The sequence below is a fragment of the Nonomuraea sp. B10E15 genome (genome assembly GCF_039871615.1).
GTDB lineage: Bacteria > Actinomycetota > Actinomycetes > Streptosporangiales > Streptosporangiaceae > Nonomuraea.
In genome coordinates this window covers 289977-311363 of sequence record NZ_JBDPMB010000009.1, presented here as the reverse complement: position 1 = coordinate 311363, position 21387 = coordinate 289977, and the positions used below count along the sequence as shown (strand labels likewise).

At 72.1% G+C, this 21387-nt stretch carries 15 protein-coding genes and 1 pseudogene; 7 read left to right on the top strand and 9 right to left on the bottom strand.

Annotation, left to right across the window (positions count from 1 at the left end; all coding sequences use genetic code 11):
• Positions 1-304 precede the first annotated feature (304 nt).
• The 6 genes and pseudogenes from ABGB14_RS26040 to ABGB14_RS26015 form a co-directional block, all read right to left on the bottom strand.
• A complete protein-coding gene (locus ABGB14_RS26040; protein ID WP_132333100.1) occupies positions 305-574 on the bottom strand; it encodes a WhiB family transcriptional regulator in 270 nt (89 codons plus the stop codon).
• A gap of 124 nt (positions 575-698) precedes the next feature.
• Complete coding sequence (locus tag ABGB14_RS26035; protein WP_347646440.1) at positions 699-962, bottom strand: hypothetical protein; 264 nt, start codon at positions 960-962, stop codon at positions 699-701.
• A gap of 158 nt (positions 963-1120) precedes the next feature.
• The gene (locus tag ABGB14_RS26030; RefSeq protein ID WP_347646439.1) at positions 1121-1990 is read right to left on the bottom strand and encodes an acyl-CoA thioesterase II; all 870 of its coding nucleotides are present in this window, start codon (positions 1988-1990) and stop codon (positions 1121-1123) included.
• A 211-nt stretch (positions 1991-2201) separates the two neighbouring features.
• Positions 2202-3302, bottom strand: a complete 1101-nt coding sequence (locus ABGB14_RS26025) for a winged helix DNA-binding domain-containing protein (protein WP_347646438.1) — start codon at positions 3300-3302, stop codon at positions 2202-2204.
• Between the two features lie 406 nt (positions 3303-3708).
• Positions 3709-4291 (bottom strand): annotated as a pseudogene (locus tag ABGB14_RS26020) (putative glycolipid-binding domain-containing protein).
• Positions 4292-4320: 29 nt separating this feature from the next.
• A complete protein-coding gene (locus ABGB14_RS26015; RefSeq protein WP_347646437.1) occupies positions 4321-6360 on the bottom strand; it encodes an ATP-dependent DNA helicase UvrD2 in 2040 nt (679 codons plus the stop codon).
• A 346-nt stretch (positions 6361-6706) separates the two neighbouring features.
• Between ABGB14_RS26015 and ABGB14_RS26010 the strand changes: the two genes are divergently transcribed.
• On the top strand, positions 6707-7429 hold the full coding sequence (locus ABGB14_RS26010; RefSeq protein WP_347646436.1) for an alpha/beta hydrolase: 723 nt from the start codon (positions 6707-6709) through the stop codon (positions 7427-7429).
• A gap of 91 nt (positions 7430-7520) precedes the next feature.
• Positions 7521-7769, top strand: a complete 249-nt coding sequence (locus ABGB14_RS26005; protein WP_347646435.1) for a mycoredoxin — start codon at positions 7521-7523, stop codon at positions 7767-7769.
• On the opposite strand, the gene nudC is transcribed toward ABGB14_RS26005, so the two are convergent.
• Positions 7770-8744 carry an NAD(+) diphosphatase gene (nudC, locus tag ABGB14_RS26000; protein ID WP_347646434.1) on the bottom strand — a complete coding sequence of 325 codons (975 nt, stop codon included), beginning with the start codon at positions 8742-8744 and terminating at the stop codon, positions 7770-7772.
• A gap of 143 nt (positions 8745-8887) precedes the next feature.
• On the opposite strand from nudC, the gene ABGB14_RS25995 reads away from it, so the two are divergent.
• Genes ABGB14_RS25995 through ABGB14_RS25980 form a run of 4 tightly spaced genes read left to right on the top strand, consistent with a single transcriptional unit; the run spans position 8888 to position 14123 of the window.
• Positions 8888-10024 carry a siderophore biosynthesis protein gene (locus ABGB14_RS25995; protein WP_347646433.1) on the top strand — a complete coding sequence of 379 codons (1137 nt, stop codon included), beginning with the start codon at positions 8888-8890 and terminating at the stop codon, positions 10022-10024.
• Positions 10021-11508, top strand: a complete 1488-nt coding sequence (locus ABGB14_RS25990; protein ID WP_347646432.1) for an IucA/IucC family protein — start codon at positions 10021-10023, stop codon at positions 11506-11508. Before ABGB14_RS25995 ends, ABGB14_RS25990 begins: the two co-directional genes overlap by 4 nt.
• Positions 11509-13056 carry an IucA/IucC family protein gene (locus tag ABGB14_RS25985; RefSeq protein WP_347646431.1) on the top strand — a complete coding sequence of 516 codons (1548 nt, stop codon included), beginning with the start codon at positions 11509-11511 and terminating at the stop codon, positions 13054-13056.
• Complete coding sequence (locus tag ABGB14_RS25980; protein WP_347646430.1) at positions 13053-14123, top strand: type III PLP-dependent enzyme; 1071 nt, start codon at positions 13053-13055, stop codon at positions 14121-14123. Before ABGB14_RS25985 ends, ABGB14_RS25980 begins: the two co-directional genes overlap by 4 nt.
• Here ABGB14_RS25980 and ABGB14_RS25975 read toward each other — a convergent pair.
• Complete coding sequence (locus ABGB14_RS25975) at positions 14083-17379, bottom strand: ATP-dependent DNA helicase (RefSeq protein ID WP_347646429.1); 3297 nt, start codon at positions 17377-17379, stop codon at positions 14083-14085. The genes ABGB14_RS25980 and ABGB14_RS25975 overlap by 41 nt on opposite strands.
• Entirely contained in the window at positions 17373-20585 is a 3213-nt protein-coding gene (locus ABGB14_RS25970; RefSeq protein WP_347646428.1) for an ATP-dependent DNA helicase, read from the bottom strand. Before ABGB14_RS25970 ends, ABGB14_RS25975 begins: the two co-directional genes overlap by 7 nt.
• A gap of 173 nt (positions 20586-20758) precedes the next feature.
• Here ABGB14_RS25970 and ABGB14_RS25965 point away from each other — a divergent pair, with 173 nt between their 5' ends.
• Complete coding sequence (locus tag ABGB14_RS25965) at positions 20759-21373, top strand: NUDIX domain-containing protein (protein ID WP_347646427.1); 615 nt, start codon at positions 20759-20761, stop codon at positions 21371-21373.
• The last annotated feature ends 14 nt before the right edge of the window (positions 21374-21387 follow it).

Genomic DNA, 21387 nt, shown 5'->3' with positions numbered 1-21387 from the left:
GGGCGCTGGACGCGCCCGGCTCTCATTGTTGGGAGCTCAAGGAGAGATCCTGCGCCGGCGGCAGGATCTCCCCGATCAGAACGGGTGGCTCAGGGCCTTGCGGAGGCGGTCGTTCGCCCGCCTGACCCCACGCCGTGCCCGCTCCACGCGACGGAGGCGCACGATGAGGCGTTGCTCCTCCGCCTCTCGATGAAGCGTTTGTATTCGGTCATTCACCAACTCATGGATGAGATCCGGCACTGCGAGGCTTCTCGTCGACTGAGTGATCATCAGGTTTCGCTTTCTTGCTCGTAGGTGCGGTGTTTCAGGCAGCGACCGGGTGCTTGCGGGGACGCCCGCGCGGACGCTTGCGAGGAATGATGGTTCCCCTGAGGATGAGCTCGCCGCCCCAGACGCCCCAAGGCTCCTCGCGCTCGAGCGCACGAGCCAGGCAGGCCTTCTGGATCGGGCAGCCGCCGCAGAGAGCCTTGGCGAACTCCACGTCCTCCGGCGACTCGGCGAACCACAGGTCAGGGTCGGTACGACAGGGGATCTCGGCTTCGTCGATCAGGTCCATGATCGTCTTCGCCCCCATCTGCTTTCTCCTTTGATCGATCTTGATCTTGTTCGGGCACCTCGTGGGTGGTCGGGGGATCACGGACAAACAAGAAGGCCGCGGATCCTGTCTGCGGATCCGCGGCCTGGTGGGGTCTTCCCGGTCAGGTTATGACCGGGGTATCCCGCCAGGGATGCGGACCGCGCAGTCCACCCTTGGTGAGCTGGTTGGCCGGCAGTTCGATACGAGCGGTGTAGACAGGAGCTGCCTGTGCGGCGGCAGCGCCGAAGTGGGCGTGCGCATAGGCGGCGGCCTGACTACGGACAGACTTCTCCTGCCGGAACTTCGTGGGACCATCGACGAGTCTCACCGAGTCACGGCACGCGGAGGCGAGCCACATCGTGGCTGGCATCTTGATGCTGATCACAGTGACTCTCCTCCCTCTGAGATCGTCGGAGCAGGACTGCCCGACTCGCTTGACCAAGACCCTAAACCGGGAACCCAGGAACCGGCAACATATTTTCTACCTGCGATTTCGTTACATTTCACAGGCTCCTCGGCCTGCTGTGGGCAGGCGATTCCGGCCTACTTCGTCTGGCGGATCATCGCCTCCTGGACGACCGAGACCACGAGCTCGCCGGACGCGTTGAACATCTCGCCCCGCGCGAGGCCCCGCGCCCTCCCCGACCATGGGGACTCCTGCGCGTAGAGCAGCCAGTCGTCGGCCCGGAACGGTCCGTGGAACCACATGGCGTGATCCAGCGAGGCGCCCACGATGTCCGAGGCTCCCCAAGCCATGCCGTGCGCCAGCAGTATCGTGTCGACCAGCGTGAAGTCGGAGGCGTACGCGGCCAGCACGACGTGCAGCAGCGGGTCGTCGGGCAACTCGGCGTCATAGCGGAACCACACGTTCGTCTCGGCGCTGCGCAGCTCCGGGTTCTGGTACGCCTCCCACGTGAGCGGCGAGGCGTAGCGCGCGTCGACCGGGCGCGGGCGTGACAACCAGTCGCGCAGATCAGGATGATCGGCGACCAGCTCGTACATCCTGTCCTTGAACGTGGGAAGCGTCTCGGGATCCGGCACCACCGGCATCACGGACGCCTGGTGCGCCACGCCCTCCTCGGCGACGTGGAACGACGCCGACATCGTGAAGATCGCCTTGCCGTGCTGGACCGCCACGATGCGTCGGGTGGTGAACGAACGGCCGTCGCGGAGGCGGTCGACGTTGTAGACGATCGGGATGGACGGGTCGCCCGGGCGGATGAAGTAGGCGTGGAGGGAGTGCACGTTGCGGTCCTTGGGCACCGTACGGCCGGCCGCCACCAGAGCCTGGGCCGCTACCTGACCGCCGAAGACGCGCTGAATGCGCTCCTCCGGGCTTCTCCCCCGGAAGATGTCCAGCTCGATCTGCTCAAGGTCGAGCAGGTCCAGCAACTCCTTCAGCGCCTCGTTCACGTGGTCGGTCCCCTTCGCTTCTCCGGTCTTCGGGACAAGTGTGACGTGCCGCTGGATTCAGGCCACAAGGGGGCCTGGCTTGTCTGATGATTTCGTGCCACGGTTTCGCCGGGGTCACGGGTCAGCCGACATTTCACACGCGTCGCGGGTGAGTACGCCCCCCGCACAGCACTGGCTGGCCCTTTTCTCGAGGGCGGTGAAGATCTCGTCCTCATCCGGCGGAGGCGGCGATCTGCACGCGGTGGTTGTCGCCGTCGGACAGGAACGCCGCCAGCGCCTGCCCCTGCTCGGCAACGGCGTCGCGGTCGGCACGGGAGAAGGGGCGCAGCGGGGTGACGTGCACGGTGTCCTCCTCGACGGTCCAGGTCGCGGCGACCCTGCCGTCGACCAGGACCACGCGCTCGCCGGCCACGGAAAGGCCGCGGTGGGCGTCGTCGACGATACGGCTGCGGTCGTGATAGCCGAGGAGCGCGTTGTCGAAGGCCGGCAGGAACCGGATCGGGGCTGGTGTGCCGCGATCGGGTCGTGGCGCGTCGGGGAGGTCCAGGAGTTCCCGGCCTCTCTCGTCGCGGAAGCTGATCAGCTCGCCGCGTATCGCGGAGACGGCGGCCGGCAGTCCGGCCAGGCCTGACCATGCGCGCAGGTCGGCGGTGGCGGCCGGGCCGAACGCGGCGAGGTAGCGGCGTACCAGTGCTTGGCCCGCGGGGTCGGAGCCGTCCGTGGCGGGTGGGTCGATGTCGCGGCCCAGCCAGGACGAGATGGGGACGTTGCGCACTCCGGCCTTCGTGCGCCAGAGCCCGCGTGGCGGAAGCTGCACCATCGGGATGAGGGCGGCGACCAGCATCTCTCCCAGCGGCCGCGGACCTGGCTCCGGCCAGCGGCCGGCGACCGCCCGCGCGAGCTCGGACATCGAGCGGGGCCGGCCGTCGGCCATCACCGCGAGCCCGGCCGCGGCGAGCTCGTCGAGATCGACCCCGGCGAGCTGACTCCGGTAGACCCCGAGCACCCGCTGGCGCAGCATGGCGTTGTGGCGGGCCCGCCAGGCCAGGACGTCGTCGGCGGTCACGAGGTGGACGGTACGGCGCATGAGATGGGTACGCACCACGCTGCGCCGTACCAGCAGGTCCGAGAGCACCGCCGGGTCGAACGCGCGCAGCCGCGACCACAGCCCGACGAACGGTTCCTGCGGCTCCTGGGCCTGCAGGCCGCAAAGGTGCTCGACCGCCTCGATGACCGGCAGGTCGGCGCGGTCGAGCAGTAACTGCCGGGCCAGCGTCGCGCGGTTGAGCGCCCTGGTGTCGAGAACGGTCATCGGATCACCATGCATCGACGCGCTCGCCGGCCGGTCTGCGGCGTGACTCGGGGCGCGTGACGGCCGAGACGCGGGTGGTTCCGATGACGTTGATCCCCGTGGCCCGGTGTGTGGAGTCGTTGTGGCCGGGGATGCCGGCCTGGCCGACCATCATGGTGCCCGGGCAGGACGTGGGCGGCCTGGATTCCGGTGCGGCCCAGCTTGCGCATGCTCATGCCCTGCTCCTTCTCCGGGGCTCTCTTTCCTGGGCTCGTTCCGGCCCGGCACCCGCAGGCGCCGGCCCTGTCGCGGTTCCCAGAGAGACCACCATCGCAGGAGTAGCGGACAGGTTGTGGCCGCTTCCGGCATCCGTCTCCTGAGCGTCCGTCCTGGACGGTCGGGCGACGCCGGGGTCCTCCTCGCCGGGTCACAGAGCCCGGACGGCCAGACCGGGGTAGTCGAGGACGAGCCCTGACGCGTCGTAGGCCAGGCGGCAGGCGAAGCCGAAGACCGGCGCCTCGTAGTCGTAACGTTGTCCCTGGCCGTCGCCGGCGACCCGGACGTAGCGCTGGTCGAGGCGCTCGACGGTGAGATCGGCGGCGCGGACGTAAGCGGCCGGGGCGCCGGCTCCGCCGCCCACGGCCAGGCGCATCCGGTGCACGGGGAACGTGTTGGTCACCGCCGACGACTCCAGATCCACGTCCAGGCAGCCGCCCAGGTGAGAGGCCGGCACGCCGTCGATCCGCCAGCCGCCGTCACCGTCGCTCCAGGACGGTGTGCCGGAGCCCGGCCGCCGACCGGCTCCTGATCTCCGCACGCCGGGTGGCCCAGTCGCGGTCCACGTCGATCGCGTAGTCGACCGCCCAGGTCATCCTGTCCTCGACGGCCGTCGTGCAGCCCTCGACGCGGTGTCCGCCTCCGCCCGCCGGACGGAAATAGACCACCTCGAAGCCGGTGCGCGCGCCGAGGTGTCGCCAGGCCGCGGTCTCCGGTGGAGGTGCGAAGGTCATGGACATGATCGTGTCAGTCCCTGGTGTGGTCAGTGATGGCGGCACAGGGCGAGGACGGCTTCGCCGTAGCGGTCGAACTTGACCTTGCCGATGCCCGCGATCGACAGCAGTTGTTGCTCCGTCTCAGGCGCGCGTTCCGCGATCGCCTGGAGGGTGACGTCCGTGAAGACGACGTACGGCGGGATCTTGGCTTCCTTGGCCGTGGCCGTGCGCCAGGCCTTCAGGCGTTCGAGGAGGGCCTCGTCGTAGTCGGCGGGACACGTCGAGCAGCGCCCGAGTTTCTGTTCCGCGGCCGCCACCAGCGTCTTCGCGCAGACGCGGCAGCTGACCGGCGCGGCCACCTGGCGGCGTTCGCGGGACGGCGATGCGATGCGGGCCGGGGTGGAGGCGCGGCCGGTGAGGCCGTCGAGGAATCGGGAGGGGCGGCGGCTCTTGCGCCCGCCCGGCGCGCGGGCGAGGGCCCAGGACAGGGAGAGGTGCTCGCGGGCTCGGGTGATGCCGACGTAGAGGAGGCGGCGTTCCTCCTCGATCTGGTCGGGGGTCTCCGCGTAGATGATGGGCAGCATGCCGTCGGTCAGGCCGACCAGCCACACGGCGTCCCATTCCAGGCCCTTGGCGGCGTGGAGCGAGGCGAGGGTGACACCTTCGACGGGCGGGGCGTGCTGCTCGGAGGCGCGGCGTTCGAGTTCGGCCACGAACGTGGGCAGGTCGGCACCCTCGGCGGCCATGTCCTCGGCGAGGTCGGCCAGGGCTTTCAGCGACTCCCACTTCTCCCGGGCCTTGCCGCCTCCGGAGGGGGGCGTGGGGGTCAGGCCGATGCCGGCGAGGATGTGGTGGACCTCGGAGGCCAGGGGTTCGCCGGCCGCGGAGCGTGCGGCGCCGCGCAGGAGGACGACCGCCTGGCGCACCTCGGGCCGTTCGAAGAAGCGCTCGGCGCCGCGCAGGACGTAGGGGATCTCGGCCTTGGACAGGGCCTCCTCGTAGGCCTCTGACTGGGAGTTGACGCGGAAGAGCACGGCCATCTCGCGCGAGGGCACGCCCTTGTCGAGGAGCTTCCTGATGGCTCTGGCCACGCCCACGGCCTCGGCGGGCTCGTCGTCGTAGTCGGCGAACGCCGGCCTCGGGCCGTCGGGGCGCTGGGCGACGAGTTCGAGGCGGTGGGGGGACCTGCCCTTGGCGATGACGAGGTTGGCCAGGTCGACCACCTGGGGGGTGGAGCGGTAGTCGCGCACCAGCTTGATGACGGCGGCCTCCGGGTGCTCCACCGCGAACCCGGTGAGGTAGCGAGGGCTCGCTCCGGTGAAGGAGTAGATGGTCTGGTTGGGATCGCCGACCACGCAGATGTCGTCGCGCCCGCCGAGCCAGGTGTCGAGCAGGAGCTTCTGCAGCGGGTTGACGTCCTGGTATTCGTCGACGACGAAGTAGCGGTACTGCTGGCGGATCTGGGCCGCCACCTCCTGGTGCTCGGTCATCACGGCCGCGGTCAGCTCGAGAATGGTCTCGAAGTCGACCAGGTGGCGTTCGCGCCTGATCTGCTCGTACGTGTCGTAGAGGCGGGCCACCTCCTCGGCCGGCACGGGAGGGGCGCGGTGGTGCTTGGCCGCGGCCGCGACGTAGTCTTCCGGGCCGATCTGGGTGACCTTGGCCCATTCGACCTCGGCGGCGATGTCTCGCAGCTCGGACCTGTCGGGATTTCTCCGGACCTGTCGGCAGGCCTCCACCAGCACCGGCAACTTCGACTCGATCACGGAAGGCGCCTCGCCGCCGATGACCCGCGGCCAGAAGTAGGTGAGCTGGCGCAGCGCCGCCGCGTGGAAGGTGCGCGCCTGCACCCCGGGCGCGCCCAGCGCGCGCAGGCGCTGGCGCAGCTCGCCCGCCGCGCGCGTGGTGAACGTCACAGCCAGGACGCTCCGCGCCTCGACGACGCCGCTGCGGACCGCGTACGCGATGCGGTGGGTGATCGCCCTGGTCTTGCCCGTGCCCGCGCCGGCCAGCACGCACACCGGCCCCCGCACGGCCTCGGCGACCGCCCGCTGCTCGGGATCGAGACCGATCAGAACGTCATCCACGTTGTTCACCGTTGTTCACCCGTACATATTCCCAAGGAGTGGCGGCCATGCGCTTTATTCTGGCAACATGCCTGCCGGCGTATGTTCATAGCCAACAAGATGCAAACTACTGGTCTCTTCCCCCACAATGGGGCCGACCATCTGCATGGGGGAAAGGAAGGCCGTGCGAACTGCGGTCACTGTGGGTGTTCTGACGCTCGCTGCCGTTGTGCTCACACCGGTCGTCGCCGCGAATGCGACCAGGGAGCCCACACCAGGCCCTACGGTGAGTAATCCCCTGTATCCGGATGGGCTTGGGGGTCTTGCGTTAGAAACCGTCGCGTACGGCCGCCACAAGCGCCAGAGCATGGACGTGTGGTGGACTCCCGACGGCATGGAGCGCCCGGGTGTCTTCCTGATCCACGGCGGTTGGTGGTCCAGCGGCGACAAGAGATACATGAAGGAGATCACCCGGAGCTACGCCGAGCTCGGCTACACGGTCTTCAACCTCAACTACCGCCTGTCCGGCGACGCCGCCTGGCCGGCGCAGCGCACCGACGCGCTGGCCGCGATCGCGACGGCCCGCAAGCACGCCGACAGGTGGGCGTTCGATCCGAGCAACTACGTGGTGGTCGGTTTCTCCGCCGGCGGCCACATCGCGGCCGCCGTCGGCACCTACGGCGACGGCATGGCCGGCCTCAAGGGCGTGGTGGGCCTGTCGCCGATCATCTCGCCGCTGCGCGCGTACGCCGACGGCGCGAAGGCCATCGAGCGGAACAAGCGCAAGCTGCGCACCGCCGCCATCCGCCTGGCGGGCAACTGCCATCCCAAGGGCAAGTGCTCGCGCGTGTGGGCCAGCATGGAGGTGGCCTGGCACGCCAGCCGCAAGGACGCGCCGGTGCTGGCCGTGCACTCGAAGGACGAGTTCGTGCCGCCGGTGCAGAGCCATCTGCTCAAGCAGATGCTGGGCCAGGTCGGAGTCCCCGTGACGGTCTACGCCGCGCCGGGGAGCAACCACAGCGCACCCCTCTACCGCATGCCCGGCGTGGCCGAGCGCGTGCAGGCCTGGATCGCCGAGCGCATCGGCTAGACGGCCGGGGATCAGGCGGCCGGGATTAAGCCGCAGGGTCGCGTTGTTGCACCGAGCGCCTGTCTTCCTGACCTTGGAGGGATTTCCCAACATGGCGCTCACGATCTACAGCACCACGTGGTGCGGCCCTTGCAAGCGGCTCAAGTCTCAGCTGACCCGCGAGGGCATCAGTTACGACGAGGTCGACATCGAGCGTGACCCCGCCGCCGCGGAGTTCGTGATGAGCGTCAACAACGGCAACCAGGTGGTGCCGACCGTCGTGATCGACACCCCGGCCGGCCGCGTCGTGCGCACCAACCCGTCGGCCATCGAGGTCAAGGCCCTGCTCGCGCCCGCCTGATCACCAGTCGCCGGTCAGCTCGCCGCCGTACCACGTCTCGATCAGGCGGCGGGCTATCGACACCGGGGGCGGCAGGCGCAGCTCGCCCGAGTCGAGCGCCCGCACCAGCTCCTCACGGGAGAACCAGTGCGCCTCGGCGATCTCGTCGGCGTCGGGTGTCAGGGTGGTGGTCGTGGCGTCGGCGAAGAAGCCGAGCATGAGGCTGCGGGGGAACGGCCACGGCTGGCTGCCGAGATAGCGCGGGTTGGCGATCGTGATGCCGACCTCCTCCGCCACCTCGCGCGCGACGGCGGCCTCCAGCGACTCGCCCGGCTCGACGAACCCCGCCAGGATCGACAGGCGGCCCTGCGGCCACTGCGGCCCGCGGGCGAGCAGGCAGCGGTCGTCGGGGTCGCGGATCAGCATGATCACGGCTGGGTCGACGCGCGGGAAGTGCTGGCTGGAGTCCTGCGGGCAGACGCGGATGTGGCCGCCCGCCTGGATCGTGGTGCGGGTGCCGCAGCGCGGGCAGAACTCGTGGGTCGCGTGCCAGGCCTCCAGCGCCACGGCGTAGACCAGCAGGCCCGCGTCGCGGTCGCCGAGCAGGCCGCCCGCCTGGCGCAGCCCGGCCGGCACCGGCACGCCGTCGGGCGTGTCACGCAGGCTCAGCGGGACGGTCACGCGGCCGTTTCCGTCGCCTCCGGAGACGCCGGGCAGCGGCGCGGCGACCGCGAAGTAGGCGGCTCCGCTTTCCACGCCGAGGAGATAGCGCGGCCCCGGGGGCGCCTCCGCGGTGGTGAAGAGCACCGCCTGCACCTCATCTCCCTGCCGGCGCACCAGCGTGTGACCGTTGTCGATCACCAGCACCCTGGTCGCCGGATCGGACCACGCCTGCTCCAGCCGGCGTTCGTCGGCCCGCAGCAGCACGGATCTGTCGACGGTGCCCCGCGCCAGAAGCAGTGGTCCGATGAGTTGCTCTTCCGCGGTCGTCTCCACCGATCATCCCCTCCCGAATTCCATGTCATCCTATGACCTCGCAGTTGGCGGCCGATTAACCTATCCGGGCGACGCGATGATCTCTCTGAGCTACGATCGATGAGTTAGGTAAGGCTTACCTGATTCTTCTGGGGGTCCTCGCGTTGCGGCTCTACCTGACCGCGCTCAAACCGACCGACTCCGTGACGGACGGCTTCCTGCCCGCGGCACGCGCGCTGGGCTGCGAGGTGACGATCCTGACGGACCGGCCCGAGCAGCATCCGCACGCGGTCGCGTGCGACGTGCGGGATCCGCGCGCGCTGATCGACACGGTCGAACAGCTCGGCAGACCCGACGCGATCTTCTCCAACTCCGACCACCTGCAGGCGGAGACGGCTCTGGCCGCCGACTACTTCGGGCTGCCCGGCAAGGACTGGCGGGCGTGCGTGGCGGCCAAGAACAAGTTCCTCATGCGGCGCCGGCTGCGGGAGGCGGGGGTCGAGCGGGTCTTCACCGTACGGCTCGCGCCCGGCGACCCGGTCCCCGGCGACCCGCCCTACCCGGTCGTGCTCAAGCCGCGCGAGGGCGTGGCCAGCGAGGACGTCATGCTCGTCGAGCGAGACCTGGACCGGGCCGTGGCCGAGCTCAGGAAGCGGCGGCCAGGCGAGGCGCTGGTCGTGGAGGAATACCTCGAAGGGCCGCTGCGCACGCTGGAGACGCTGGGTGACAGCACCGGGCTGCGGGTGCTCGGCGGGTTCGAGACGACGCTGGGGCCGCTGCCGTACTTCGTGGAGGAGCGGCTCGACTGGGCGCCCGACGGGCCGCACGGGCACGTGCTGGAGGCGTTGCGGGCGCTCGGAGCGGGGTTCGGGGCCTGCCACACCGAGTACGTCGTCACCCCGCGCGGGCCGAGGATCGTCGAGGTCAACTACCGGGTGATCGGCGACCACTGCGACTTCCTGCTGGGCGACGTGCTCGGGGCGCCGCTGTTCGCGTGGATCCTGCGGGTGCACCTCGGCGAGCCGGCGCCCGCGGCCCCCGAGGCCACCGGGTACGGCAGCGCGGTCAGCCTGGTCGCCGACCGGCCCGGGACGGTCAAGCAGGCGCCCGGCCACGATTGCGTCGTCGCCGGTGACGTACGGCTCTGGCACCGGCCGTTGCGGGCCGTCGGCGACGTCGTCTCCCTCACCCACACCAACCGCGACTACCTGGGCGTCGTCCGCGCGGTCGGGCCCGACCGGGCGCGGGTCGACGCGGCCATCGCCGACTACCGGGCCCGCCGGCCGTGGGTGCTCGGATGAGCGCCAGGGAGGCGTACCTCGCCGCGCGGGTGCTGAACGCCCTGCTGCGCGAGGACTACGGCGGGCTGTCCTCCCGCGTCACCAGGACCAGGGACGGCGTCGGGCTGCTGCTGGCGGACGGCCGCTGGGTGCGCCTGGCGCCAGGGCTGCTGTTCCAGGACTTCGTGGTCGCCGAGGGCGAGCGGCTGGGGCTGGAGCAGGTGCTGGAGACGCTCGTGGAGGTGGCCGACCCCGCCGACGCCGAAGGGGTGGCGGCGTTCTTCGAGGAGTGCCTGGCGGCGATGGCCGCGCTGGAGGCGCACGACTCCCGGGCGGACGAGGTGCTGGGGCGGCGGCCGTCGTACGAGACGCGGGCCGCGTTCGTGGACCATCCGGTCTATCCGACCTCCCGCGCCCGGCCGGGGTTGTCCGAGGACGAGCTGGTGGCCTACGCGCCGGAGTTCGGGCCCGCCTTCGAGCTGCGGTGGGCGGCCGTGCCGCGCGACGCGCTCGCGCCGGGCTCCGCCGTACGCCTTCCCGCGGAGGCCGACCCTGGGCTGCCCGTGGGGCCGCACGAGGCGCTGTTCCCCGTGCACCCGCTGACCACCGGCGAGGTGCGGAAGATCGACGGCGTACGCCTGCTCGACCAGGCCGCGGTCACCGTGCGGCCCACCCTGTCCATGCGGACGGTCGAGGTCACCCCCCTGTCGCATCTCAAGCTGCCGCTGCCGATCAGCACGCTGGGGGCCAGGAACCGCCGCTCGATCAAGCCGGGGACGCTGGCCGACGGCGCCAGAGCCGAGCTGCTGCTGCGCGAGCTGGCCGATCCGGACGTGCTGCTGGCCGACGAGCAGACCTACGCGCAGACCGGGGACGAACATCTCGCGTGGATGGCCAGGCGGCTGCCCGCGGGCGAGCTCGTGCCGGTCGCCGCGTTGACCGCTCCCGGCGTGCTCGACGAGGTGGGCGACGTGCTGCCCGGCTATCTGCGGCTGCTGTTGCGGTGGAACGTACGGCTTTTCGTGCGTTACGGCGTCGCGCTGGAGGCCCACCAGCAGAACCTCGCCCTGGTCCTCGGGGGAGACCGCATGCAGCTGCTCGTCAAGGACAACGACGGGCTGCTGGCCTCACCGGCGCGGCTGGCCGCCGCCGGGGTGGCGGTGCCGGAGTTCGGGGACGGGCGCATGCTGAACGACGATCCGCACGCGCTGGCCGACGTGTTCGTGACCATCACGCTGCACCTGGCCGCCGCGGCGGTCACGTTCGGGGCACTGCCGCACGCCCGCGCGTCCGCGCTGCTGCGCGACACGCTGGCCGAGGCGCTCGCCGAGTACGGCGACGACCCCATGGCCAGGCTCCTGCGCGCCCGGACGCTCGACGCGGCCAGGCTGACCGGCAAGTCCATGATCACAGCCGGGACGCTCGTGTCGAAGGAGCGGTCCGGCGCCCGCGACATCAACAAGTTCTACGGGACCAGCGGGCCCAACTATCTGAGGAGAGCGTGAATGCCGAGCCTTGAGGGACTGGCCGTGGCGGCGCCCTCCGCCCTGGCCGAGGAGGCGACGCTGGCGGCCCTGCTGCGCTGCTGCGTGCGGGAGGTGGCCGGGCCGCGCGGCCTGGTGTGGCCGGCGCCGCCGTACCTGCTGTTGCGGGTCGCGGGCACGCTGTTGCGCGTGCGTGCCCGCGGCGGCGCCGCGCTGCGTTTCGACGGCCCGCCGGAGCGCCTGGCCGGCGGCGCGTGGCAGGCGCTGACCACGGACGAGCTGATCGGTCTGGTCGAGGCCGAGCTGGGAGGGCTCGGGTGCAACGGCGAGTTCGCCGGTCAGGTGGCGGCCAGCAGGGATGCCGTGGCGGCGATCCTGACGGCCAGGGGCACGGCCGTGCCGCCCGCCGATCCGTGGCTGGCGTCGGAGCAGGCGCTCGTGTTCGGCCATCCGTTCCACCCCAGCCCGAAGGCGCGGGACGGGTCCGGCTGGTTGCGGTACGCGCCGGAGGCGCACGCCGAGTTCCCCCTCAGGCTGCTCGGCGTGCGGGCGGACCTCGTCGCGCAGGACGGGGACGCGTCGGCGCTCGACGCGATGGGCGACGCGCCGGCGGGCTACCGGCTGCTGCCCGCGCATCCGTGGCAGCTCGACCTGCTGCGGCCCGCGTTCGGTGCCGACCTGGTCGACCTCGGACCGGGTCCCGTGGTGCAGCCGACCTCGTCCGTACGGACGGTGTACGCCCCGGAGGCGGAGGTCTGCCTGAAGTTCTCCCTCGATGTACGGATCACGAACTGCGTGCGGAAGAACGCCTGGTACGAGCTGGCCGGGGCCGTGGAGCTGACCAGGCGACTAGAACCCCTCTTTCGTGACGTGTCGGCCCGGCATCCCGCCACCCGCTGGCTGCCAGAACCCGGTTACCGTTCGGCCACCCTCAGCTTGAGGCTGCTCGAAGGGCTGGGCGTGATCGTCAGGCAGAGCCCGTGGGCCGCCTGCTCCCCCGGCGTGACCCCGGTGCTGGCCGCCGCCCTCGCCCTCGACGCCCCCGCCCTGGATCCGCTGCCGTGGTGGGAGGCGTACGTGCGGGTGGTGGCGCTGCCGGTGCTGGAGCTGTACTTCGCGCACGGCGTGGTGCTGGAGCCCCACCTGCAGAACGTCCTGGTCGGCCTGGACACCTCCGGGCTGCCCGCGCAGGCCGTCTTCCGCGACCTGGAGGGCACCAAGCTCGTCGAGGGCCGGCACGACCTCGGCGGCCTGCACCCCGACGTCGCCAGGGCTCTCACCTACGACGCCGAGCGGGGCTGGGCCCGGGTGGTCTACTGCCTGCTCGTCAACCACCTCACCGAGATCGCCGCGACGCTCGCCGGACCCGACGACGCGCTGCTGCGCGCGTTGTGGCGCGTCGCCCGCGACCTGCTGGCCCGCCAGGCCGGCGAGCTGGGCCGGCCGCTGCCCCTGTCGGACCTGCTGGCAGGGGCGCCGCTGCCGGCCAAGGCGAACCTGGGCGTGCGCTGGGCCAGGGCGGCCGACCGGGCCGCCGGTTACGTCCCGATCGCGAACCCGCTCGCATGATCAGCGCCCGCGTCGAGGCCGCCGCCACGAGCCTGCCCGCCGTCCCGGCCTACCTCTATGACCTGCCCGCGCTGGACGAGCACGTCGCGTCCGTACGGCGGGCGCTGGGGGCGGCCGAGCTGTACTACGCCGTCAAGGCCAACCCCGACGCCGAGCTGCTGCGCGTGCTGGCCGGGCACGTGGACGGGTTCGAGGTGTCGTCGGGCGGCGAGCACGCCCACGTCACGAGCCTGTTCCCGGGCATGCCGGTGGCGCTCGGCGGCCCGGGCAAGACCGACGCGGAACTGCGCCTGCCGCACCACCGCCTCCACGTGGAGTCGCCGAACGAGCTGCGCCGCCTGCTCGCCACGGGCCTGGAGGCCGACGTGCTGCTCCGGCTCAATCCCGACCTGCCGGTGGAGGGGGCGGCACTCACGATGAGCGGCCCGTTCGGGATGGACGAGGAGGGCGTGGCCGAGTGCCTGCCGCTGTTCGGCGAGCGGGTGCGGCTGCGCGGCCTGCACGCTCATCTGGCCAGCGGGCTGGACGCGGACGAGTTGCTGCGGCTGGCCGGGATCCTGCTCGGGGACGCGTACGACGAGGTCAACCTGGGCGGCGGCATGGCGGTCTCGTACGCCGCGCCTGAGACGAGGTTCGGCTGGGAGGCGTACGGGGCGGGGCTGGCGGCGCTGGGCCAGGGGAGGCGGTTGCGGATCGAGCCGGGCCGGGCGCTGACCGTCTACTGCGGCTTCTACGTGACCAGGGTCGTGGACGTGAAGCGGGTGCGCGGCGAGGCGTACGCGATCGTGCTGGGCGGCACGCACCACCTGCGCACGCCGGCCACCAAGGGCCACGACCAGCCCTTCACGGTGCTTCCCACGGGGTCAGGGCCGGGGGTCGCCGGCGAGCCGCTGACGTTCGTCGGCCAGCTGTGCACCCCGAAAGACGTTTTCGCCCGAAATATTGTGACCACGGCCCGCGTGGGCGACACCGTGGTCTTCGAGATGGCCGGCGCCTACGCCTGGAACATCTCGCACCACGACTTCCTCATGCACCCGAAGCCGGCTTTCCACTATCTGCGATCCTGACGCTCTCGACGAGCGCCACCAGGCCGTCGGCGTCGAGCAGGTCGACCGGGCGCACCGTGCGGTTCGCGCGTACGTAGTGGAAGGCCGCGCCCACCCGCTCCAGCGGCACGCCCGCCAGCTGCGACCAGGCCAGCCGGTACGCCGCCAGCTGCACCGACGCCGCCCTGGCCTTCCTGCCCCTGGGCGGCTGCCCGGTCTTCCAGTCGACGACCTCGTAGCCGCCGGGCCGCTCGAAGACGGCGTCCATCCGCCCGCGCACCAGCCGGTCGGCGATCATGGTCTCGAACGGCACCTCGAGCTCCACCGGCCGCCGGTCGGCCCACTCGCTCTCCTCGAACCGCTCCTGCAGCTCGGCCAGGCGCACGTCGGCCTCTTCGAGCTCGTCGTACAGGTCGAGCTCGAAGTCGTCGATCAGCCGCTGCTGGTCCCAGCGCGTCTCCAGCCACTTGTGGAACGACGTGCCCCGCCGGGCCAGCGGCGCGGGCTTGGCCGGGACGGGACGGCGGATCCTGCGGGCCAGCTCGCGCGGGTCGGCGGCCAGCGTGACCAGCGACGACACGGTCAGCTTCGCGGGCAGCTCGACGGTCGTCGCGGGCCGGCGCCGGTGCAGCTCGCGCTCGCGCAGGAGCAGGTCGGTGTCGCGTTCCCAGGCGCGCAGGCGCTCCTCCTCGAACGAGCGCAGCGGCTCCCCCGCCTCTTCCTCCTCGGCGGGTGAGCCGGCGAGCCTGCCCGAGAGCGCGTCCTCGACCAGGCGGGCGCCGTCGAGCACCGACTCGTAGCGCAGCCCCTCCGGCGTGACGGGCCAGACGGCCTCGGCGGGCTCGGCGAGCAGCGGGTTGGTGGCCCCCTCCGCGAGGTCGCCGGCCCAGAACGAGACGCGGTCGGCGGTGTCGCGGATCTCCAGCAGGAAGTCGGACGGCTCCAGCGGCTTCGTCGCGGTGCCCCAGCGGTAGCCGGAGGCGATCAGGTGATAGTGGGCCCGGGTCACCGCGACGTACGCGAGCCTGCGCTCCTCCATCAGGTCGCGCTCGCGGCAGCGCTCGTCGAACGCGGCCAGCTCCTCCTTGCTCAACCCTCCCAGCCTGGGCAGATCGGCGGCGTCGCCGCGCAGGGAGTAGGGGAGCTTGCGCGGGTTGTCCGTCCAGCGGCTGTTGGTGACCGGGGTGGCGGGGAACACGCTGCCCGTGGCGATCGTCCCCTTCGAGCTGACGAGCTGCGACAACCCCGGCACGACCACGATCGGCCATTCCAGCCCTTTGGAGGCGTGCACGGTCATCAGCTTGACGCTGTTGCTCTCACCGACCCGTCCGGCCTCCAGCCCGAACTCCTCGCTCTCGGCCGCCTGCAGGTAGGCCAGGAACGCGCCGAGCGTCGGGTCCTCGGAGTCGCCCGCGAATCTGGACGCCGCGTCGAGGAACGCGTCGAGGTCGGCCCGCGCCGCGAACGCGCTCACCGTGCCGCTGCGCGCTGCCACCTCGACGTCGAGACCGAGCCGCCGCTCGACCTCGGAGATCAGGTCGGGCAGCGGTTGCGCGGTGTGGGCTCTGAGCTGGCGCAGCTCGTGGGCGAGCGCGACGAGCCTGGTGCGGGCCAGCGGCGAGAAAGCCTCCTGCCACTCCTCCCTGTCAGGCAGCTCGTCCAGCGCGTCGACCAGGCTGCCGCGCTCCTCCGCCAGGTCGGCCACCACCTGGTCGAGCGGGTCGTCCTCGCGGTGGCTCTCGCTCAGCTCGCGGGCCAGGTCTCTCGCGTGCTCCCCCAGCACCCGCAGGTCGGCGGGGCCGATGCGCCAGCGCGGCCCGGCCAGCAGCCTGGCCAGGGCGTCGCCGGCCGTGGCGTCGTAGAGGACGCGCAGGGTGGCCACGATGTCGCTGACCTCGGGCACGGTGAGCAGGCCGCCGAGGCCGACCACCTCGACCGGGATGTCGCGATCCTCGAGCGCCCTGCGCAGGGCCGGGAACTGCGAGCGCTTGCGCGCCAGGATCGCGACGTCCTGGGGCTGCACGGCGAGCGTCTTCTTGCGCTCTTGCTCGCCCCATGGCATGCCGTCGGGGGCGACCTCCTGGCCGAGGATCCTGGCGATGCCGTCGGCGATCCACGCGGCTTCGTCGTCGGCGGTCTCGTGGAAGGCGCAGGTGACGCGGCCCCGGTCGACGCGGTTGGGGCCGGGGACGAGGACCGGCACCTCGCGGGCCTCCATGCGCAGCGGGAGCTGGACGCGGGCGGCGACGTCGAGGACGCGGTCGCCGTTGCGGAAGCTGACGCTGAGCTGGCGGACCGGGGCAAGCTCGCCCGAGCTTGTCCGGAAATCTCGGGAAAAGCGGCGAAGGTTGCCGGAGGAGGCGCCGCGCCAGCCGTAGATCGACTGGCAGGGGTCGCCCACCGCGGTCACCGGATGGCCGCCGCCGTAGAGAGAGCGCAGCAGCACGAGCTGGGCGTGACTGGTGTCCTGGTATTCGTCGAGCAGCACCACGGAGAAGCGGGCGCGCTCGATCTCGCCGACCTCCTTGTGACGGGAGGCGATCCTGGCGGCCAGCGACATCTGGTCGCCGTAGTCGATGACCTCGCGGCGGCGCTTGAGCAGTTCGTACGCCTCCACCAGCGGCAGCAGCTGCTCCCTGGCCTCCTGGACGCCGAGCGGCCTGCGCTGCGCGAGCGTGGTGCGGCCGGGCAGCGCGGCGAGGCGGTCCTTCAGCCACCCGCCCAGCCGCCTGACGTCGGAGGGCGAGCGCAGGTGCTCCGACAGCTCGCCCGCCAGCTCCAGCACGGCGGCCGTGACCGACGGCGGCCCCAGCTCGATCTTGTCCATCGGCCCGTCGTACATCGCCACCACCCGCGACGCGAGCTGCCACGACACGGCGGGCGTGACCAGGCGCATGGTCGGCTCCAGCCCTTCGCGCAGCGCGTGGTCGGTCACCAGGCGGGAGGCGTAGGCGTGGTAGGTGGACACGGTGGGCTCGTTGTCGAGGGCGCCCGGCGCGAGCAGGCCGGCCTCCGCCAGGCCGGACAACCGCTCCCTGACCCTCGTGGCCAGCTCGGCCGCCGCCTTGCGGGTGAACGTCAGGCCGAGCACGTTCTCCGGCTTGACCAGGCCGTTGGCGACCAGCCAGACCACGCGGCCGGCCATCGTCTCGCTCTTGCCCGAGCCCGCGCCCGCCATGACGACGGTCGGCTCCAGCGGAGCCTCGATGACCGCGGCCTGCTCGCGGGTGGGGGGCAGGATGCCGAGCTTGCCGGCGAGTTCGGCCGGGGTCAGCACACCTGGCCCCCGTTGTCGTTGACCGGGCAGCTCGCCCTGGCCGCGCAGGTGCGGCAGCCGTCGTTGACCTTGGCCTGGAAGAACGGGCCCGACATGCCGGTCGCCACGGTGTCGACCACGTCCGCGGCCCAGCCGGGGTCGCGGTCGTCGGCCAGTGCTCCCTGCCGCTGCTCCAGCGCGTCCTTCTTGCCCGCCGCCTTGCCCAGCTGCACCAGCGCGGCGCCGCCCGGCTCGGCCATGCCGTGCCGGGCGAACGCGCCGAGCAGCGCCGCGAGCTGGTAGACGCCCAGCTGCGGATGGCGGTCGAGATCACCCGCCCTGGGTTTGGCGCCGCCGGTCTTGAGGTCGATGATGACCGCGCGGTTGTCGCCGTCGCGCTCGACCCGGTCGACCCGGCCCTTGATCTGCACGCCGTCGGAGAGCATCGCGGTGAACGCCTCCTCCAGCGCCACCAGCTCGCGCGGATTCTCCTTGTGCCAGCGCAGGAACTTCCCGATCATCTGCTCGGCGACCTGGCGCTGTTTGCGGTTGTACCAGACGCCGCCGAAGTCGAGATCGTTCCAGACCTGGTCGAGGCGGTCGCCGAGGAGATCCTCGCTGGGCAGGTCGGTGGCCGCCAGGACGGCCAGCGCGTGGATGACGTTGCCCAGGCCCTGGGCGGTGCTGGTGCCCGCGGCCCCGACCGCCGTCTCCAGGAGCCAGCGCAGGCCGCACTTGGTGAAGCTCTCGACCGCCGACGGCGAGATGCTGACGACCCCGTCGGGCCAGCTCAGGGCACGATCGTCGGAGATGGGGGTGAGGGCGTACCAGTCGTTGGGGTGGGCTCCCTGGACCCCCGCTGCGGCCAGACGGGCGAGCTGGCTCGCGGCTTCCCGGCGCATCTTCGCCGGCTTGGTGGGGTCGGTCACCGCGCTGCGCAGGTCGGCCACGAGCGCGGACATGGTGAGCCAGCGGGCGCGGTCGTCGACCGTGGCCGTCTCCACCGCGCCCGGCATCAGCTCGCTCAGGAACCTGGACGGCCGTTCGTCGGTGTCGTCGCCGCCCACGGCCGTCACCACGAGCCTGCGCCTGGCCCTGGTCGCGGCCACGTAGAACAGCCGGCGCTCCTCGGCCAGCAGCTTGGAGGCCAGCGACGCGGCGCTCGGCTCGGCGCCCTCGACCACCTCGACGAGGTCTTCGACGCCGAGCAGCGACCCGCGCAGGCGCAGATCGGGCCAGACGCCCTCCTGCACACCCGCGACCACGACGACGTCCCACTCGAGGCCCTTCGAGCGGTGGGCGGTCAGCACGCGTACGGCGTCGCCGTCGGGCGCCCGGTCGGCCAGCGTGTCGCCGGGGATCTCCTGGGCGGCCAGGTCGTCGATGAACACCTCGGGGCCCGCTTTGGGCATGCGGTCGACGAACCTGGCCGCGTGGTCGAACAGCGCCACCACGGCGTCGAGGTCACGGTCGGCCTGCGCGCCCCTGGGGCCTCCCGCCAGGCTCATGTCGGTCCAGCGCGCGGCCAGGCCGCTGCTCTGCCACACGGCCCACAGGAGGTCTTCGGCGGTGCCCTCCTGCTGTGCGGCCTCCCTGGCGGTGGCGAGGAGCCCCGCGACCCGCTCGGCGGGCAGGGCGATGTGAGGCTCGACGCGGGTGAGCTCGCGCGCGTCCTGCACGGCGGCGACGAGCAACTCGCCGGACGAGCGTGCCGTTGACGGCCGCTCGTCGTCGCCGGCGCCCGCCTCGCGCAGCGCGGCCACGGCGTCGTTCTCGGCGATCTTGAGAGCGCGGCGGAGCCGGCGTACGCCGATCATGTCGGTGCCGCCGAGCGGGCCCGTCAGCAGCTCCTCCGCCACCGGCTCGTCGAGCTGGGCCGGGTCGAGCGCGACCCGCAACATCGTGAGCAGCGGGCGCACGCCGGGCTCCTGGGCGATCGGCACCTCATCGCCCGCGATCATCGTCGGCACGCCCGCGTTGACCAGGGCCCGGCGCAGCAACGGCACCTGGCGTTTGGCCGAGCGGACCAGCACCGCCATCCGGCGCCACGGCACGCCGTCGATCAGGTGGGCCCGCCGCAGGGTGTCGGCCACGATGGCGGCCTCCTGGCTGGTGCTGTCGGCCAGCAGCACCCGCACGTCGCCGGCCTCCGCGTCGGGGAGCGGCGTCAGGTCGCGGTGGTCGTGCTCGTGCCCGTACGCGTGGTCGGGCATGGGGGCGACCGGCAGCCGGGCGGCGACCCGGCGCGAGGCCTCCAGGAGGTCGGCGCCGCTCCTGCGGCACACCCGCAGCGCCAGCACCGGCGCGGGGCGGCCGTCGCGGGCCGGGAAACGCTCGGGGAACTGCATGATGCCCTGCACGTCGGCGCCCCTGAAGCCGTAGATCGACTGGTCGGGGTCTCCCACCGCGACCAGGTCACGGCCGTCGCCCGCGAGCTGGGCGAGCAGCAGCTCCTGGGCCGGGTCGGTGTCCTGGTATTCGTCGACGAACACCACGTCGTGCGCGGCCCGCTCGCGCGCCAGCACCCCGGGCCGGGCCAGCAGCGCCGAGGCGGCCCTGACGAGCTCGGCGTAGTCGTAGGTCTCCTCGGGGTCGAGGTCGAACCTGTCCTGATAACGCTCGGCGAACCGGCCGGCCGCCGCCCAGTCGGCGCGCCCGTGCCGCCGGCCGAGCGCGACGAGGCGCTCGGCGTCGAGGCCGCGCTCGTTGGCCCGCGACAGGAAGTCGCGCAGCTCCTCGGCGAACCCGCGGGTCCTGAGCGGCTCGCGCAGCGACGGCGGCCAGTCGAGCGCGCCGTTCTCGAGCTCGCCGTGGAGCAGGCGGCGGATCTCCAGGAGCTGCTCGGGACCGGTGAGCAGGCGCGGCGGAGGCTTGCCTTCGAGCACGGCCTCGCGGCGCAGGAGGGCATAGGCGTAGGAGTGGAACGTGAGGGCGAGCGGGGTGCGGGTGGTGCGGCGCAGCCGGGCGGTGACGCGCTGGCGCAGCTCCTCGGCGGCCTTCCTGCTGAAGGTGAGGATGAGCACCCGCTCGGGATCGAGACCCCGCCGCTCGATCCGGTCGACGACGCTCTCCACGATCGTGGTGGTCTTGCCGGTGCCGGGCCCGGCGAGGACGAGGAGGGGCCCGCTCCCGTGCTCGACCACGGCACGCTGGTGCTCGTCGAGCACAGGAGGCACAACAGGGCCGCCGTTGCCGCGCCGCACCAGCCGCCAGGTCTGACCACTCACAACCCTAGATTCCACCAGACCACAGGGGTAGATCGTGCCGACTTGCCCGGTCTCCTCGCGCGATCCGCCTACCGTATCGAGGCAAATATCCAGATCCCCGGCGACACGCCGCCCCGCCGTTCGCTCCGGGCTTCATCCTGCCTACGCAGAGTGATGTCCAGTAACCTCTAGTCATGCGCTGGCTGGTCCACTCCGAGACGTCGCTCTACTCCGACGAGCGGCTGGACCTCAGGGTCGCCGACGTGGAGCTGCCCGACGGGCGCCACCTCGACCGCCGGCTCGTCCGCACCGCGCCCGGCGCGGGGGCCGTCGTCACCGACGGCCACGACCGGGTGCTGCTGGTCTGGCGGCACCGCTTCATCACCGACACCTGGGGCTGGGAGATCCCGCTCGGGCGGATCGACGAGGGCGAGATGCCGATCGCGGCGGCGGCCCGCGAGGTCGAGGAGGAGACCGGATGGCGGCCCGGCCCGCTGCGCCCGCTGCTGTCCGTCCAGCCGTTCAACGGGCTCTCCGACAGCCTGCACCACGTCTACCGCGCCGAGTCGGCCACCCGCGTCGCGCCGCCCGCCGATCCGCCGGAGGCCACGCGGGTGGAGTGGCTCCACCTCTCCCTGGTCCGCGGGCTCATCGCCGACGGGGAGATGGTCTGCGGCACCAGCGTGGCGGCGCTGCTCTATCTCCTGGTGGAGCACACCCCTCACGAGGGCTCGGCGCGGCCGCCCGCCGAGCCCGCACACGATCCCGGCAGGCGCCTCCTCCTGCCCGACCTGCCCGACCTCTTCTGACGGCCGGCCGCCCC